The sequence below is a fragment of the Streptomyces pyxinicus genome, from assembly GCF_024753135.1.
GTDB lineage: Bacteria > Actinomycetota > Actinomycetes > Streptomycetales > Streptomycetaceae > Streptomyces > Streptomyces pyxinicus.
The window spans coordinates 185,945-202,869 of the sequence record NZ_JANUGP010000003.1; the positions used below are offsets into that span (position 1 = coordinate 185,945).

At 73.2% G+C, this 16,925-nt stretch carries 15 protein-coding genes; 5 read left to right on the forward strand and 10 right to left on the reverse strand.

Annotated elements, in window-relative coordinates:
- Positions 1 to 58: 58 nt before the first annotated feature.
- From NX794_RS06110 to NX794_RS06125, 4 genes are all read left to right on the forward strand, one after another.
- Complete coding sequence (locus tag NX794_RS06110; RefSeq protein ID WP_258777158.1) at positions 59 to 1,024, forward strand: NADPH:quinone oxidoreductase family protein; 966 nt, start codon at positions 59 to 61, stop codon at positions 1,022 to 1,024.
- Positions 1,021 to 2,202: an acyl-CoA dehydrogenase family protein gene (locus NX794_RS06115; protein ID WP_258777159.1), complete on the forward strand. Its 1,182-nt coding sequence runs from the start codon at positions 1,021 to 1,023 to the stop codon at positions 2,200 to 2,202. Before NX794_RS06110 ends, NX794_RS06115 begins: the two co-directional genes overlap by 4 nt.
- A complete protein-coding gene (locus NX794_RS06120) occupies positions 2,199 to 3,281 on the forward strand; it encodes an acyl-CoA dehydrogenase family protein (protein ID WP_258777160.1) in 1,083 nt (360 codons plus the stop codon). Before NX794_RS06115 ends, NX794_RS06120 begins: the two co-directional genes overlap by 4 nt.
- A 124-nt stretch (positions 3,282 to 3,405) precedes the next feature.
- Entirely contained in the window at positions 3,406 to 3,600 is a 195-nt protein-coding gene (locus NX794_RS06125) for a hypothetical protein (protein ID WP_258777161.1), read from the forward strand.
- Between the two features lie 18 nt (positions 3,601 to 3,618).
- On the opposite strand, the gene NX794_RS06130 is transcribed toward NX794_RS06125, so the two are convergent.
- From NX794_RS06130 to NX794_RS06140, 3 genes are all read right to left on the reverse strand, one after another.
- A complete protein-coding gene (locus NX794_RS06130; RefSeq protein WP_258777162.1) occupies positions 3,619 to 4,857 on the reverse strand; it encodes a phosphodiester glycosidase family protein in 1,239 nt (412 codons plus the stop codon).
- A gap of 72 nt (positions 4,858 to 4,929) precedes the next feature.
- On the reverse strand, positions 4,930 to 5,292 hold the full coding sequence (locus tag NX794_RS06135) for a DUF779 domain-containing protein (RefSeq protein WP_258777163.1): 363 nt from the start codon (positions 5,290 to 5,292) through the stop codon (positions 4,930 to 4,932).
- A gap of 99 nt (positions 5,293 to 5,391) precedes the next feature.
- The gene (locus NX794_RS06140) at positions 5,392 to 5,739 is read right to left on the reverse strand and encodes a VOC family protein (RefSeq protein ID WP_258777164.1); all 348 of its coding nucleotides are present in this window, start codon (positions 5,737 to 5,739) and stop codon (positions 5,392 to 5,394) included.
- 75 nt (positions 5,740 to 5,814) lie between these two features.
- Between NX794_RS06140 and NX794_RS06145 the strand changes: the two genes are divergently transcribed.
- Positions 5,815 to 6,294 (forward strand): hypothetical protein, encoded by a 480-nt coding sequence (locus NX794_RS06145; protein ID WP_258777165.1) that lies wholly within the window; start codon positions 5,815 to 5,817, stop codon positions 6,292 to 6,294.
- 12 nt (positions 6,295 to 6,306) lie between these two features.
- On the opposite strand, the gene NX794_RS06150 is transcribed toward NX794_RS06145, so the two are convergent.
- The 7 genes from NX794_RS06150 to NX794_RS06180 form a co-directional block, all read right to left on the reverse strand.
- Entirely contained in the window at positions 6,307 to 6,945 is a 639-nt protein-coding gene (locus NX794_RS06150; RefSeq protein ID WP_258777166.1) for a DedA family protein, read from the reverse strand.
- A gap of 88 nt (positions 6,946 to 7,033) precedes the next feature.
- Positions 7,034 to 8,125 carry a 2,3-diaminopropionate biosynthesis protein SbnA gene (sbnA, locus tag NX794_RS06155; RefSeq protein WP_258777167.1) on the reverse strand — a complete coding sequence of 364 codons (1,092 nt, stop codon included), beginning with the start codon at positions 8,123 to 8,125 and terminating at the stop codon, positions 7,034 to 7,036.
- A gap of 36 nt (positions 8,126 to 8,161) precedes the next feature.
- On the reverse strand, positions 8,162 to 9,232 hold the full coding sequence (gene sbnB / locus NX794_RS06160) for a 2,3-diaminopropionate biosynthesis protein SbnB (RefSeq protein ID WP_258777168.1): 1,071 nt from the start codon (positions 9,230 to 9,232) through the stop codon (positions 8,162 to 8,164).
- Positions 9,229 to 10,233 carry a TauD/TfdA family dioxygenase gene (locus tag NX794_RS06165; protein ID WP_258777169.1) on the reverse strand — a complete coding sequence of 335 codons (1,005 nt, stop codon included), beginning with the start codon at positions 10,231 to 10,233 and terminating at the stop codon, positions 9,229 to 9,231. Before NX794_RS06165 ends, sbnB begins: the two co-directional genes overlap by 4 nt.
- 42 nt (positions 10,234 to 10,275) lie before the next feature.
- A complete protein-coding gene (locus NX794_RS06170; protein ID WP_258777170.1) occupies positions 10,276 to 13,539 on the reverse strand; it encodes a non-ribosomal peptide synthetase in 3,264 nt (1,087 codons plus the stop codon).
- A 13-nt stretch (positions 13,540 to 13,552) separates the two neighbouring features.
- Positions 13,553 to 16,132: a Pls/PosA family non-ribosomal peptide synthetase gene (locus NX794_RS06175; RefSeq protein ID WP_258777171.1), complete on the reverse strand. Its 2,580-nt coding sequence runs from the start codon at positions 16,130 to 16,132 to the stop codon at positions 13,553 to 13,555.
- Between the two features lie 244 nt (positions 16,133 to 16,376).
- Positions 16,377 to 16,853 (reverse strand): hypothetical protein, encoded by a 477-nt coding sequence (locus NX794_RS06180; protein WP_258777172.1) that lies wholly within the window; start codon positions 16,851 to 16,853, stop codon positions 16,377 to 16,379.
- Positions 16,854 to 16,925: the final 72 nt, after the last annotated feature.

The following is a 16,925-nucleotide window of genomic DNA, read 5'->3' on the forward strand; positions in this document are numbered from 1 at the left end:
CGACCGCTTAGTATGCGGGCGGACCCGGTCAGACGAAGCAGTCCCGTGGAGGCCCCGCATGCAGGCATGGCAAGTGCACGAGAACGGCGAGCCGGACGAGGTGATGCGGCTGGCGGAGGTGGACCGGCCCGTCCCCGGTGACGGTCAGGTGCTGCTGCGCGTGCGGGCCGCCAACGTCAACTTCCCGGACGCGCTGCTGTGCCGGGGCGAGTACCAGATCCGGCCGCCGCTGCCCTTCACCCCGGGCCTGGAGATCTGCGGCGAGACCGAGGACGGCCGCCGGGTGATCGCCAACCCGGCCCTGCCGCACGGCGGTTTCGCCGAGTACGCGCTCGCCGACGCCCGCGCCCTGCTGCCCGCCCCCGAGGCGCTGGACGACGCCGAGGCCGCCGCCCTGCACATCGGCTACCAGACCGGCTGGTTCGGCCTGCACCGCCGGGCCCGCCTGGAGGCGGGGGAGACCCTGCTGGTGCACGCCGCCGCCGGCGGGGTCGGCAGCGCGGCCGTCCAGCTCGGCAAGGCGGCCGGCGCCCGGGTCATCGGCGTCGTCGGCGGCGCCGACAAGGCCGCCGTCGCCCGGGAGCTGGGCTGCGACGCGGTGGTGGACCGCCGCGCCGAGGACGTCGTCGCGGCCGTCAAGGAGGCCACCGGCGGCCGGGGCGCCGACGTGGTCTACGACTCGGTCGGCGGCGCCGCCTACGCCCAGTCCGCCAAGCTGGTCGCCTTCGAGGGCCGGATCGTCGTCGTCGGTTTCGCCAGTGGCACCATCCCGAGTCCGGCGCTCAACCACGCCCTGGTGAAGAACTACTCGATCGTCGGCCTGCACTGGGGCCTCTACCACACCAAGAACCCCGGACTGGTGCTCCAGTGCCACGAACAGCTCACCGAGCTGGCCGCCCGGGGCGTGGTCAGGCCGCTGGTGAGCGAGCGGGTGCCGCTGGGCGAGGCCGCGACCGCCGTGCGGAAGGTCGCGGACGGCCGCTCCACCGGCCGGATCGCCGTGGTGACGGAGGCGGCCGTATGACCGGCGAAGACGAACTGCGCGCCCGTACCCGGGAGTTCCTGGCCGCGCACCCGCCCGCCGGCACCGGCCGGCTGGAGTTCCTGCGGGCCCGCTTCGACGCCGGCCTCGCCTGGGTGCACTACCCGGAGGGGCTCGGCGGCCTGGGCGCACCGCGCGCCCTGCAGGCCGTCGTGGACGCCGAGCTGGAGGCGGCCGGCGCCCCCGACAACGACCCCCGGCGCATCGGCATCGGCCTCGGCATGGCCGCCCCGACCGTGCTGCGCTACGGCACCGACGAGCAGAAGCGGCGCTTCCTGCGGCCCCTGTGGACCGGCGAGGAGGTCTGGTGCCAGCTCTTCAGCGAGCCCGGCGCCGGCTCCGACCTGGCCGCGCTCGGCACCCGCGCGGTGCGCGAGGGCGACGGCTGGGTGGTCGACGGGCAGAAGGTGTGGACGTCGAGCGCGCACCTCGCGCGCTGGGCCATCCTCATCGCCCGCACCGACCCGGGCCTGCCCAAGCACCAGGGCATCACCTACTTCGTCTGCGACATGACCGACCCCGGTGTCGAGGTCCGCCCGCTGCGGCAGATCACCGGCGAGGCCGAGTTCAACGAGGTCTTCCTGACCGGCGTCCGCATCCCCGACTCCGACCGCCTCGGCGAGGTCGGCGACGGCTGGCGGGTCGCCCAGACCACGCTGATGAACGAGCGCGTCTCGATAGGGGGTATGCGGCTACCCCGCGAGGGCGGCATGATCGGCCCGCTCGCCCGCACCTGGCGGGACCGCCCCGACCTGCGCACTCACGACCTCCACCAGCGCCTGCTGAAGCTGTGGGTCGAGTCCGAGGTCTCCCGCCTCACCGCCGAGCGCCTGCGCCAGCAGCTCGCCGCCGGCCAGCCCGGCTACGAGGGCTCCGGCATGAAGCTCGCCTTCGCCCGCCTCAACCAGGAGATCAGCGGCCTGGAGGTGGAACTGCGCGGCGCGGAGGGCCTGTTGTACGACGACTGGACCATGCGCCGGCCCGAACTGGTCGACTTCACCGGCCGCGACGCCGGCTACCGCTATCTGCGCGCCAAGGGCAACAGCATCGAGGGCGGGACCAGCGAGGTCCTGCTCAACATCGTCGCCGAGCGGGTCCTCGGCCTGCCCGCCGAACCGCGCACCGACAAGGACGTCGCGTGGAAGGACCTCGCCCGATGAGCACACAGCCGGACCTGCTCTACTCCGAGGAGGAAGAGGACCTGCGCGCCGCCGTCCGCGACCTGCTCACGGACCACTGCGCCGCCGCGGACGTCATCGCCCGCACCGAGTCGGACACCCCGCACGACCGCGCCCTGTGGAAGTCCCTCGCCGAGGGCATGGGCCTGGCCGGACTGCTCGTCCCCGAGGAGTACGGCGGTCAGGGCGCCGGCCACCGGGAAGTCGCCGTCGTGCTGGAGGAGTTGGGGCGTGCCGTCGCCCCCGTGCCGTACCTCACCAGCGCGGTCGTGGCCACCGAGGCCCTGCTCGCCTGCGCCGACGAGGAATTGCTCGGGCAGCTCGCCGCCGGGCGGACCATCGGCGCGCTCGCGGTCGCGCTGCACCACGGCCCGGACGCCCACCACCCCGCCGTACGCCTCGAAGGAGGGTTCCTGCGTGGTGAGTTGACGGGCATCGCGGACGCCGTCGGCGCCGACGTGCTGCTCGTCCCGGCCGACGACGGCGGTCTGTACGCGGTGGCCGCCGACGCCGTCACGCTCACCCCGGCGACCGCCCTGGACCCGACCCGCCCGCTCGCCACCGTCACCCTCGACGGCGCCGCCGGCCGCCGCCTCGGAGCGGCCGAGCCCGCCGTACGCCGGGCCCTGCGCGCCGCCGCCGGACTGCTGGCCTCCGAGCAACTGGGCTTGGCCGACTGGGCGTTGACGGAGACCGTGCGCTATCTGAAGGAGCGCAAGCAGTTCAACCGGCCGGTCGGCGGTTTCCAGGCGCTCAAGCACCGGCTCGCCCAGCTGTGGCTGGAGGTCGTCAACCTCCGGGCCGCCGCCCGCGCCGCCGCCGACGCGCTGGCCACCGGCACGGACCCGGACGTGGCGGTCGCCGTCGCCCAGGCCTACGCGGCACCCGTCGCCGTCCACGCCGCCGAGGAGGCGCTGCAACTGCACGGCGGCCTCGGCATGACCTGGGAGCACCCGGTCCACCTGTACCTGAAACGGGCCAAGGCGGACTCGATCGCCTACGGCACGGCGGGCGCCCACCGCGAGGCGCTGGCCGGCCTGGTCGACCTCCAGGCGCCCTGACCGCCACCCTGTTCCCGGGGACACCACTCGATCGGAGGACACGTCAGCCGCCCGGAGGAACCCTCCGCTACGCCACACTTGCGGCCGAACGCCGCACACCGGGCGTGGCGGAGGAGGTTTTCCGATGGCCATTTCCATCTCTGTGGTGCTGTTGCTCCTGATCCTTGCCGTGTTCTTCATGCGCAACGGCTCGCTCAAGGTCTCCCATGCCCTGGTCTGCATGCTGCTCGGCTTCTACCTGGCGAGCACGAGCATGGCGCCCACCATCCACAACGGGTTCAGCGCGACCGCCGACCTGGTGAGCGGTCTGCGGCCGTGAGCCCGTCCACGAGGTCCGTCAGCCGGCCGGGAGGACCCCGACGCCGTTCGGCACCGGTCGTTCGGCGCCACCGCTCGGATGGTTGCGGACCGTCACGGCACCGGCGCCGGCGTCCCGGGTGACCATCTCCGTCGAACCGCCGCCGTCGAGGTTGAACGCGTCGGACGCGCCCAGTGACCGCATGGTGCCGGCCTCCTCGGCGACGGTCAGGCCGGTCCGGTAGGCCGCCGCCCCGTCCAGCGCGAGGATCAGCAACTGCTCGCCGCCGCCCTTGAATCCGACGACCGTGCGCACCGCCGAGGTGCCGTCGTCCAGTCCGGTCAGCGGGCGACCGTGGCGCAGCACGGGAAAGCCGCCGATCGCGAACGCGTACGGCACCCCGGAACCGGCCGCCACCAGCGTGTGGGTGACGGTCACCCGGTCCCCGACCGCGAGTTCGCGCAACTGCCGGGCGCCCTCCTCGCGGCCGACCAGGACCGTGGTGTCCGCGGGGATCGCGCCGCTGCCGGGGGAGCCGGCGGCGGACACCACCCGGCCGCCGCGCAGCCGCACCTCGTAGGTGTCGGTGCTGCACGGCGCAGCGCGCTCGGTGTCGGTGCCGCACACGGCGCGTTCACGGGAGACGTCGCCCCACGCGGCGGTGAAGGCGCCGACGGAGTTCTGCGGCAGGGCGTACTGGTTGAGGCCCCTCAACCGCAGCCGCGCCTTGGGGGTCTTGACGGTGCCGGACAGGGAGAGGCGGTCCAGTCGGGCCCGCCGGTCGGTGCCCACGCCGAACACGTCCCGGGTGTCGGTGCCGGGCGGCAGCGCGGGCCCGAACCGCTGGCCGCGCGGCACCGCGGCCTTGAGCACCCGCCCGTCGGCGACGGCCGGCCCGACCGGCGCCCCGGTGGCCGGCACGCCCGGGTGCTGGGTCTCGGTGATGTCGAAGAAGTCGCCGTTGACCCCCGCGATCGCGCCGGCCGCGTCCGCCAGCCGGGACACGGTGGCCCGGGCCCCCACCGCGCCGGGGTGGAGCAGGCCCACCCGCACCCGCGGATTGCCGAGGTCGACCGTGAGCAGATGCGCGTGCGCGGTGCCCGCGGCCCCGGCGATGTCGAACTGCCGGTAGCCGACGCCCGGCGCGATCCGCCGGATTGCCGGTGCCGCCCCGGCCGGTGCCGCTCCCGTGAGGGCCGCACCGGCGAGGAGACCCCATGCCGTGACGACCGTGAGAACCGCTCTGCCCGCTGCCCCACGTCCGCGACGTCTGGTCACCGTGCCTCCTGATGTCTCGTCAACTGTCCCTGACACAAGGGGCAGTGCACCAGACGGCGGCGGTCGGCGGGCCTACTGGACGTCTACTACGCGAGAACGGGTGAGAAAACGTACCCCCTCGGGTGCCTCCAGGGAGAAGCCGCTGCCCCGGCCGGGCACGACGTCCACGATCAGCCGGGTGTGCCGCCAGGCCTCGTACTGACTCCGGGAGATCCAGAAGGTGACCGGCTCGGCGACACCCGGCACCGACAGCTCCGCCAGCAGCACGTCCGAGCCGCCGGTGCGGAACTCGCCGTCCGGGTAGCACATGGGCGCGCTGCCGTCGCAGCAGCCGCCGGACTGGTGGAACATCAGCGGACCGTGCGTCGCGTGCAGCCGGCGCACCAGTTCCTGGGCGCGCGGGGTGAGTTCGACGCGGGGGACTTCCTCTTCCATGGCACCGTCCTGGGCAGCCGGGAGCGTCGTCGGACCCGGTCAAGTCTCACGCCTCGTCAGGGTCCCGTCCAGAACGCCGCGCAGGCCGGCCGGGGCGGATCAGCGATGGCCGAGCACGTTGACGACGGTGCCGTCCGGGTCCCGGACGAAGAACCGCCGCACGCCCCACTCCTCGTCGGTCAACGGGTGCACGATCTCCGCGCCGCGCGCCCGCATCGCCGCGTACGCCGCATCGACGTCGTCCACCTCGATGCTCAGGTCCGGGGCGACGGGGGCGGTGGCGTCCTCGCTCATCAGGCTCAGCTGGGCGGTCGGGTTGCCCGCAGGGGCGAGCGTCCTGATCCAGCCGTGGTCCATGACCTCCTCCAGGCCCAGGACGCCGTAGAACTCCGCGCTCCGCGGCAGTGCGGTCGACTGGACGTTGGGCACGACACGGCGTACCTGCATCACGCGGCTCCCCTGGTCGTCGGCTCGGGTACGACCCGTCAGGGTAGCCCGGCGGGCGGCTGGAAGAATGGGATCATGCACACGTTTCCCGATCCGTCCGAGCCGAAGTTCGTCGCCGAGGGCGAACACCCGCTGTGGGACGCGGCCTTGGCCACCGTCAACCGGGACCTGGCGGTGACCCTGCCGGACCAGGAGCCGCTGCGCCTGGTCGCCTGCCCGGGATGGGAGGACGACGAGGAGCTGCTGTACGTGGCGCTGCACAGCGGGGAGTCGCACGGGAACTTCCTGGGACCGGAGACCACCCCCGACGGGGCGCTCGCGGTCGTCGCCGAGGCCGCCCAGGACACCGTCATGGAGATGCTGTGGCAGGTCTGGCCGGTGTGCACCCTGCACGGGCTGGGCATGCACGTCGCCGAGGACGGCGGCCGGGCGTCCTGGTGGTGTGCCGGTACGTCCCGTCCGGCCGACCCGGCGCACACCCGCGCCGCCGTGGGTGAACTGGACACGATCCACCGCCCCCGCCGCCCCAACCGCAAACGCCGCAAGCCTCGCTGACGCCGGTGCCGGCTACTCGGAGGACCGGCGGCGCTGTCGTCGTGCGCGCAGGGCCTCGAAGAGCAGGGGGAGTGCCGACAGGACGACGACCAGGGCGACCAGCGGCAGCAGGTAGTCGTCCACGTGGGGGACCGAGGCGCCGAGGGTGTATCCGGCGAGGACCAGGAACTGCGACCACAGGACGCCGCCCACGGTCTGCCAGAGGGTGAAGGTCCGGGCGGGCACGCCGAGGGCGCCGGCCACGGGGTGCAGGACCGTCCGCAGTACGGGCACGAACCGGCCGATCACCAGCGCCTTGCCGTAGCCGTACCGGGCCAGCAGCTGTTCCGCGCGCGCCGCCGCGGCCTTCACCCGTGGGTGTGAGGTGCGCGTCAGCAGGGTCCGGCCGCCGTGCCGCCCGATCAGATAGCCGACCTGCCCGCCGGCCACGGCACCGACGGCCGCGCACAGCAGCACCTGCCACAGTGCCAGCCGGGGCGGCTGCTGGGCGGTGCCCGCGCACAGCACCCCGGCCGGGAACAGCAGCGTGTCCCCGGGCAGGAAGAAGCCGACGACCAGCAGACCCGACTCCGCGAAGATCACCGCCAGGACGCCCAGCGCGCCGAAGGCGGCCAGCACCGACGCGCTGTCCAGCGGATTGACGGCGATCACCGGCCGAGCCTCCTGGCCTCCGCGAGGGGCTGTTTCGACGGGCCTCCTCGACGAGCCACCAGTATGGGTCGAGTCGGCCTGCGGGGCACTACGGCCTGCGCCGCCGGCCCGGTGCCCGGGACGCGGACTTCGGCTTCCGCGGTGTGCCGCCCACCTCCTCGACCGGCGGGGCGTCCGCGCGGCCCCCGGTCTCCAGGTCCGCCACGGTACGCAGCTGTTCCTCGGCGTCGAAGATGTGGTCGCCGTAGAGGTCTTGGAGCCAGTTGGTCTGGTACACGGTGTCCAGGTAGCGCTCGCCGAGGTCCGGCGCGATGGCCACCGCGGTCAGCCGGCGCCGGGCGTCCTCGGCCGCCAGCCAGTCGCTGGCCCCGCTGACCACCGTGCCGGTGGAGCCGCCGAACAGGAAGCCGCGGCGGGCCATCCGGTGGCACATGCGGATGGTGTCCGCCTCCTCCACCCGGATCACCTCGTCCACGTAGGACTCGTCCAGCAGCGGCGGGCGCATGCTCATGCCGAGGCCGGGGATCATCCGCCGGCCGGGCTCGCCCCCGAAGGCGACCGACCCCACGCTGTCCACCGCCACGATGCGCACCGGCCGGTGCCACTGCCGGAAGTAGCGGGCGCAGCCCATCAGGGTCCCGGTCGTGCCGGCGCCGACGAACAGCACGTCGAGTTCGGGGAACTTCTCCGCGATCTCCGGTGCCGTCGTGCGGTAGTGCGCACGCCAGTTGCCCGCGTTGGTGTACTGGCTGAGCCACACGTACCGCTCGTCGGACGCGCACAGCGACCGGACGTAGTCGATCCGCATGCCCAGGAAGCCGCCGTTGGAGTCCTGGTCGGCGACGACGTGGACCTCGCTGCCGAGCGCCTCCATCAGGAGCCTGGTCGACAGGTTGCAACGGGAGTCCGTCACACACAGGAACCGGTAGCCCTTGCTCGCGGCGATCATGCTGAGCGCCACGCCCAGGTTCCCGGACGAGGACTCCACGAGGACGGAGTCCGGGGTCAGGACCCCCTCACGCTCGGCCGTCTCCACCATCTCGTTCGCGGCCTTCAGCTTGATGGAGCCGGCGAAGTTGAAGCCTTCGCACTTCAGGTACAGCGGGCAACCGCAGATCGTCTCTAGGTCGACGAAGAGTTCGCCTTCGTTGAAGGCGTAGGGAGCCGATATGACGGGCACGGCGGACCTCCTGGAGCCAGGCAGAGGGGAACGGCGTCAGCCGTGCCGGCGCAGATCGTGGAAGAAGTCGTCGATCAGGCGGAGCTGTCCCGCCCGGGCCACTTCGTCGTACACGTACTTGCCGACGGCCAGATCGAGGACGCCGAGTCCGAAGGGTGAGAAGACCACCGGCCGGTCGGTCGGCGGCGCGGCCCGGCCCAGCATCACGTCGTTCAGCGTGCCGTTCAGGAAGTCGCGGTCGCCGGTGAGCTGTTCGACCAGGTGCGGGGAGGTGTCGGCCTTCAGGCAGTGCTCGACGTCGTCCACGAAGTTGGCCGAGGCGAGCAGGACTTCGGGGGCGAGGTCCCGCAGGGACACGTGCAGGACCAGCGGGTTGTGGGCGAACCAGGCCGGCGCCGTGACATGGGGCCGGCCGGCGACGGTCGCGAAGACCACCAGGTCGCTGGAGCGGATCAGGGCCTCGGCGCTGTCGTGGACGGCGACCGGCTCGGTCGCGCCGCTCTCGCGCAGATAGCCGCAGAAGCCCTCGGCGCTCTCGGCGGACAGGTCGTGCACGCCGATCGCCTCGAAGGACCAGCCGGTCCGGGCCAGGAAGGTGTGGATGTACCGGGCGATCAGGCCGGTGCCGACGAATCCGACCCGGGTGGGGCGGGGCCGGTTCCGGCTGAGCCAGTCGGCCGCCAGCGCGGCGGACGCGGCGGTCCGGGTCGCGCTGATGATGGAACTCTCCAGGCAGGCGAACGGGTAGCCGGTGTCGTGGTCGTTGAGGATCAGCACCGCGGACGCCCGCGGCAGCCCCTCCCGCACGTTCTCCGGGAAGCTGGAGATCCACTTCATGCCGTCCACGCGGACGGAACCGCCGACGGAGGCCGGGAGCGCGATGATCCGCGCCGAGGGCCGGTCGGGGAAGCGCAGGAAGTACGACGGCGGGTTCACCGAGTCTCCGGCGCCGTGCAGTTTGTAGGTCGCCTCGACCAGCTCCACGAGCTGCTTCTCGGACCCGCTCAGCGCCTTCTGCACCTGCTCGCCGGAGATCACCGCGAACGTCGGCACCGCGGGCCGGCCGGATCCGGCCGCTTCCGCGGCCGTGGACAGCAGATCGGTCATCGCTCGCTCGCCTCCGGGGTCGGGCGGCCGTCGGCCAGGCGGCGGGGCTCGGCCATGCCCACCAGCACCTCGCGGTCACCGGTGTACGGCTCCCGGCTGTGCGCCGTACGGATGTTGTCCACCAGCAGCAGGTCACCGGACTGCCACGGCTCGCGCCGGGTGTGCGCCTCGTAGGTGGAGTTGAGCAGCTCGACCACGTCCTCGCCGATCGGGGAGCCGTCGCCGAAGCGGGTGTTGAACGGCAGGCCGTCCGCGCCGTACTCGTCCACCAGGTACTCGCGCACCTCGGGGGCGAGCGTCCACTCGTTGAGGAACGCGATCTGGTTGAACCAGCAGCGCCGGCCGGTGACCGGGTGCCGCACCACCGCGGCGCGCTGTTGCTCGGTGCGCAGGGAACCGTCCGCCCGCCAGGTGAAGTCGATGGCGCTCGCCCGGCAATAGCGCTCGATCTCGGCGCGGTCGTCGGTGCCGAAGGACTCGGCCAGGGAGGCGCCGATCTCGTCGTTGTAGCTGCGGGTCAGCAGCCAGCCCTCGCGCTCGAACCGCTCGGCCAGCGCGGTGGGCAGCGCCCGCAGCACCTCCTCGGCGTCGGCCACCGCCGTCGCGCCGCCCTGCTCGGGCGCGGTCGGGCAGGCGAACAGCATCAGACCCGGAACTTCCAGCGTGTAGCTCAGCTCGTGGTGCATGCACATCGGCTGGTTCGCCGGCCACGGCGTCGAGGCGTACACCCCCGGCCCCTTGACCTCGCGGGGCGCGAAGGCCTCCCGCTCCGTCATGAGCGGACCGGCCAGCCGCGTGAACACGGCTTCCGCCTGCGTGGCGTCCCGCAGCCCGAGCCCGCGCACCAGCAGCGCCCCGTGCTCGGTGACCTGGGCGCACACCGCCTCGCGGTACTCGGCCGCCCAGCTCGCCGCGTCACCCGGAGGATCGACCCGCACCAGCGCGGGCCGGTCCGGCGCCTGCTCCACGTCGAGCGGCGGGGCCAGTGAGGAGAAGGACATCTCGGTTTCCTTTCGGTCGCCCGTCTGGCGGGTCTACGGCTCTCAGGAGGACGCCAGCGGTACGGCGGCCCGCAGCACCGCCCGGGCGGCGTCGGCCGGCCGGGTGCGCGGGAAGTAGTGGCCCCCGTCGGCCAGTTCGTGGAGATCGACCTGCTCGGCCAGCAGCAGCCAGTCCCGGTGCCGGTCGGCGTGGCCCGCGGTGAACGGGTCGTCGGCGGCGACCACGACCGTGACCGGCACCGCCAGCCGGGCCGGCGGCGGCGCGTCCAGCAGGGCGCCGAAGTAGCGGTGCGCGGCGACGCAGTCGTGCCGGTAGGCGGCGCCGACATGCTCGGCGTGCGGGGCGTCCAGCTCGGTGAGTTCGCCGTAGCCGCCGCCCGCGATGAGCCGGGACGCCACCTCGGCGTCGCTCAGCGCGGTCAACTCCTCGATGGCGGTGCTCCGTTCGGCGGCGGTGCCGAGCAGTTGCGCGCCGAGGAACAGCCGCGTCACGCCCACCCCGCGCTCCCGGAGCCGGCGGGCCGTCTCCACGGCCGGCGCGGCACCCGAGGAGTGGCCCCACAGCATCACCCGGGTGAGGCCCCGCGCGGCGATTTCCTCGGCGGCCCGCTCGGCCACCTCCTCGATCGACGCGAGCGGCTCCCGGGGCGCGGCCAGGTCGTGACCCGGCAGGTCCACGGCGAGCACGGCCACCCCGCTGCCCGCGAGCGCGCTCGCCAGCGGCTGGTAGTTGACCGCGTTGCCGCCCGCGTAGGGGAAGCACACCAGCGCGGGACCGGCCGCACCGGCCGCCTCCGACAGCGGCTGGAGCAGCCCCGGGTGCCGGCCGCTCGCGCCGTCGAGGAGGGCCGCGAGATCGGCGAGGACCGGGTTCCGGGTGATGTCCTTCAGGGACACGGCGCGGTCGAGGGCCAGGCTGAGCTTGACCGCGGTCAGCGAGGTGCCCCCGGCGTCGAAGAAGTGGTCCGACGGGCCGACCTGGTGCTCGGGCACGCCCAGCACCCCGGCCCAGGCCGCCGCCACCCGCCGCTCGGCCGGGCTCAGCGGCACGGCCGCCTCCCGGTCCGGGCCCGCGTCGGCGGTGGCCGTCCGCTCGGCCAGCGCGGTCAGCGCCTTGCGGTCGGTCTTGCCGTTGCCGGTCAGCGGCAGCGCCTCCTGCCAGTGGAAGGCCGAGGGCACCATGTAGGCGGGCAGCCGCGCGGCCAGCGCCTCGCGCAGCACCTCCGGCTCGTGCCGCCTGCCGGAGTAGAAGGCGATCAGATGCTTGTTGCCGCCGGCCAGTTCGGCGACGACCACCGCGCCGTCGCGCACCCCGTCCACCCGCAGCAGGGAGTTCTCGATCTCGCCGATCTCGATGCGGAAGCCCCGGATCTTGACCTGGTTGTCCCGGCGGCCCAGGAACTCCAGCCGGCCGCCCGGGTGCCAGCGGCCCCAGTCACCGCCCAGGTAGAGCCGCTCACCGGGCCGGAACGGGTCCGTGCGGTACGCCTCGCGGGTGCGCTCGGGGTCGTTGACGTACCCGCGGCCCACACAGACGCCCGAGAACGCGATCAGCCCCGGCGCGCCCAGCGGCACCAACGCCAGCCGCTCGTCCACGACATAGACGTGCACGTTGTTCACCGCGCGGCCCAGCAGCACCCGTTCGGGCGCCCGGTCCAGCAGCTCGTGGTTGGTGTCGTCCGACGTCTCCGTCAGGCCGTAGGCGTTGAGCAGTTTGATGCCGGGCCGGATCGCGAACCAGCGCTGCGCCAGCTCCGGTTTCAGCGCCTCGCCGGTCACCGACACACAGCGCAGGTCGGGCAGGTCCCGGGGCCGCTGCTCCAGGCAGGAGGCCACGACCTCCAGATAGGAGGGCACCACCTGGGCCACCCCGACCCGGCCGCGCGCCAGCGTCTCCACGAACCGCTCCACGTCCACGACCACGTCCTGGCCGATCACCAGCGTCCGCCCGCCGACCAGCAGCGCCGCCAGCAGCTGCCACAGCGAGATGTCGAAGCACTGCGGTGCCGTCTGCGCCACCACCGTGCCCTCGCCGATGCCCAGGTCGTCGATCTTCGCGAAGAGGTGGTTGACCAGCCCCGCGTGCTCGCACATCGCGCCCTTCGGCTCCCCGGTGGAGCCCGAGGTGAAGTAGATGTAGGCCAGTTGGCCCGGCTCCACCCGGATCCCGGGGTCGGTGTCGTCGTGGTCCTCCGCGTACGCCGCCTCGACCGTCAGCTTCTCGATGCCGGAGAGCCCGCCCAGCGCCTCGTCCAGGGTGGCGGTGCCGCCGGGCTCGGTCAGCACCAGCCGGCACCCGGCGCGTGACAGCGTGGCCGCGATCCGGCCGGCCGGGAAGTGCGGCTCGATCGGGAGGTAGACGCCGCCCGCCTTGAACACCGCGAGCGTCGCCGCGAGCCAGTCCAGGTTGCGCTCGGTGACGACGGCCACCACGTCCTCCCGGCCCAGGCCGCGCGCCAGCAGCGCCCGCGCCAGCCGGTTGGCGCGCGCGTCGAGTTCGGCGTACGTCCACTCCCGCTCGCCGTGCACGGCCGCGACCGCGTCCGGATGCGCCCGCACCCGCCGGGCGAACAGCTCGTGCGCCCGCGCGTCGGGCAGCGGCCGGCGCGGTCCGTCGAAGCCGTCGAGCTGCTCGCGCACCTCATCGGCCGACAGCAGGCTCTGCCCGGTGTGGTCGGCGTCCGGTGCCGCCGCCATCAGCCGCAGCGCGGTCAGGTGGTAGCCGCCGATCCGGGCCGCGGCGGCGGCGTCCAGCACGTCCGTGCGGTAGCGCAGCCGCAGCTTCACCCGGCCGCCGCGCTCGGACCAGCGCACGTGCAGCACACCGTCGTCGGCGTGCGACTCGTCCTCGCCCAGCGGGCCGAACACCACCTCGTACGACGGCCCGGTCACCGCCAGCTCCCGCCGCAGCCGCTCCACCGGGTACTCCCGGTGTGCCAGCACCTCCGCCTCGGCGTGCTCGGCGGCCGTCACCAGCGCCTGCCAGGAGCCGTCGGGGACGGTCAGCCGGCACGGCAGCGGCTCGCCCCGCACCCCGGTCGTATATCCCGTCACCACCTCGCGCTCGCCGGACAGCGCCGCCAGCACCTTGGCGTGCGCGGCCAGCAGCAGCCCGCTGACCGGCACCCCCCAGCGCCGCACCAGCCCGTGCACCGCGTCCGTCACGTCGTCCGGGACGGACATCTCCTGCTCGGCCGTGCCCGGCACCGGCCGCTCGGCCCAGCGCGGTACGGCGGTGACGCCACCGGCGGTCAGCACACGGCTCCAGAACTCCCGGGCCGGGTCCGCTTCCACGTGTGTTCCCATCGCCAGTCCTTCCTCAACTCGCGGTCGCCGCGGTGGCGTCGGCGGAGAACGGGGGCGCCGCCCGGACGGGCCCGCGGTCCGGTCCGGCGGTCTCCGGCTGTTCGGTGGCGGGGTTGCCGCCCCAGCGGGCGTACGGCGGGATCTCCTCGCCCTTCATGAGGAAGGAGTCGGCCGCCAGCACCGCGCCGTCGCCCATGGTCACGCCGTAGTGCACATGCGAGCCGACGCCCAGCGTGCAGCCGGCGCCGAGCGCGGTCCGGTCGGACTTGAAGGTGCCGTCCTCCTGCGAGTGGCACTGGATCCTGCTGCCGGGGTTCAGGGTGCACTCGTCGCCGACGGCGGCGAGGGTCCGCTCGGTCACCGAGAGCCCGTCGTCGTACACCCGGCGGCCGACGCGCATGCCCAGCAGGCGCCAGACGAGGGGCTTGAACGGCGTGCCGTTGTAGATGTTCAGGTAGCGGTCCGGGATCTTCCACAGCCGCTCGTGCAGCCAGAACTTCCGGTCGTAGATGGAGCACAGCAGCGGGTTCAGCCTTCGGAAGGAGGTGAGGCAGCGCTCCACCAGGACGTAGTAGGCGGTGGACAGCAGCAGCGTCCCGGCCAGGTACGCGCCGATCACCACGTGCCCCAGGACGCCGTACAGGTCGACCGAGGTGAGCGCGAGCAGCGTGAGGCCGAAGACGTGCAGCCAGCGCACGGACAGCATCAGGGTCATCGAGCGCAGGTTGTAGCGGTTCTTGGCGGCGAGGTGGCGGCGCAGGACGTCGGGGGACCTCAGGTGGTCGAAGCGCGCGTCCCGCTCCACCGAGCGCGGGATCTCGAAGCAGGGCGAGCCCAGCAGTCCCACGCCCTCCCGGACCTCCCCGTCCAGGGGCACCATCACCTTCGTCGCGAGGAGGCAGTTGTCGCCGGTCCTGCCGCCCGCCGGGTAGGCGATGTTGTTGCCCAGGAAGTTGCGCGGCCCGATCGACGCCTTCGAGAGGCGGAACGACGTGCCGGAGTACTCCGCGTTGACCACGGACAGCCCGTCCGCGACCATCGTGCCCGTGCCGACGGACACCAGGAACGGCGTCTCCTGCTGCACCTCGGTGCCGAAGTTCGAACCGGTCTGCTCGACCCGGGAGAGGTCGTACCCGAGACCGCGCAGGTACGGCACGATGTACGAGCTGTCGCCGCACAGCCAGGCGAAGAACTTCACGTTCGTCAGCCGGGCGGTCAACCGGTGCAGGGTGTAGTGGAGGCCGTAGAGCGGATAGACCCGCTCCGGCCTGACCACCAGCCGCAGCAGACGCGGCACGGAGAACAGGGCGAGCAGACCCAGCGCCACGAAGCCGAGGAACAGGCCGAGCGAGAGCACCAGCGCGTCCGACACCAGTTCCGGCCGGCTCAGCGCGGCGGTCTGGGGGTCCAGGCGCTCGCCGATCGCCGGTACCTCGGTGAACAGCATGTAGACACCGCCGACGGCGAGCGGGACGTACAGGAGGAGCAGCTGCAGCAGCGTGCCGCAGCCGAACCAGGTCCGGCGCGGGGTCCCGCACCTGGCCGGCGGGACCCGTACGTAGTCGACGCGGGTCGGCTCGGCGGGGGAGCCGTGCCAGCGCTCGCCGGCCGGCACCGACATGCCGGGGTGCAGCGAGGACGTGTGGCCGAGCTGGGCGCCGTCGCCCATCGCCGTGTCGATGTCCAGGACCGTCTTCTCGCCGACGAACACCTCGCGGCCGAGGGTGATCCGCCCGGTCTGGATCCGGCCTTCGTGGGCCCGGTAGCCGAGCAGGTACGACTCCTTGCGGATCACGCTGCCGGCGCCGATCGTCAGCAGGTCGGTGCAGACCGGGACCGTACGGGAGAGGATCGTGACCCCCTTGCCGATCCGCGCGCCCAGAGCCCGCAGGTACAGCGGGTACAGCGGGGTTCCCACGAGGAACACCATCGGGTTCGCGTGCAGCAGCACCCTGACGAGCCAGAAACGCAGGTACGCCATTCCCCAGAGCGGGAATTCCCCCGGTTTCCAGCGGCCCACGAGGACCCATTTCGCGACGACCGGGAACAGGCACAGGGCGAGGAATCCGCCGCTGCCGAAGACCAGCGACCGCAGATAGATGTCGAGCAGTCCGGAACCGGCGGCGATCCATTCGTAGCCGGCCGCGGTGACGAATCCGGAGACCAGGGAATAGCACAGGAAGACCAGCAGCTGGGCCGTCCCGCACAGGGCGTACCGGAGCTGTCCGACACGGCGCACCGGTGTCGTGGGCGCCGGCGGGCCGGGCGGGGGAGCGGGGGTGGCGGGGGCGGACTCCGCGAGCGCCGTGGCGAGGCCGCGGATGGTGGGGTGCCGGTAGATGTCCCTGATGGAAGGGGACGGCAGGTCCGGGGCCTTCCGCACCCGCGCGCAGAACTGCGCCATCACCAGGGAGTTGGCGCCGAGGTCGTCGAAGAAGTTGCCGTCGACCGGAACCCGCTCCGCCTCGATGACGCCGGCCAGGGCCGCGGCGAGCTTCCGCTCGGTCTCCGTCGGAGCCGGGCCGTCGCCGTTCATGGTGACGGCAGGTTCGTCCGGCCCGGATATATGGACCTCGGAGGACTGCTCCACCATGCGATCTCCTGGATGACGTTGTGGATCGAGGGCTCGAAACGAGTTCCGTGCTGATCACGAACCGCCTGCTTCAGTCTGGCCAGGCCCACAGAGGGCTGCCACTTAGGACAGATGGCCGAAAGTGCGGGGAAAGGCTCGCCGGGTCCGAATTCCTGGCCTTCCGTGCCGCCCGGGGCCGTCCCGGGGGATCACCCGAACGGCGGTTTGTCCGCGCCGCCGGACGGCCCTCGGCACCCCGGCGGGCTCAGTAGCGCAGGGCCGAGCCGACGTCCGCACGGACCTCGCCGCCCAGCGCGCGGTTGCTGCGGGCGGTGGCGTGCTGGGAGGCATCGGCGGCCACGCCCTTGAGGGTCACCACGACGACGTCCAGCAGGTTGCCGCCCTTGTCTCGGAAATCGACCTGGACGGCGAAGGACTTGGCCGACCCGGCGGTGTTCCTCGCGGTCACCTCGACGGTGGCCCGGTCGTCACCGCCCGTGGCCACGGAGCCCAGCGTGACCTGGTCCTTCGCGTTCACCCCGCCCTTGGCCTCGTCGAGCCGGCGCCTGGCCTCCGCCGTGGCCGAGGACAGCGCGTCACCGCCCCGCGAGGCGAGCGAGGACGCGGCCGAGGCCGCCTTGCTCGCGGCGCCCGACGGGCTCCGGGAGGTGTCGGAGCACCCGGCCACCGCGACCGCCACCAGCACCGCGCCCAGCACGTTCCGTGTCCACTGCGCTGCCATGGTGTGCCTCCCGCGTCCTCGGCGACGAACCGCTCCTCTCAGTGGAAGTCGTGCGTCCGCGCCCCGCCACCG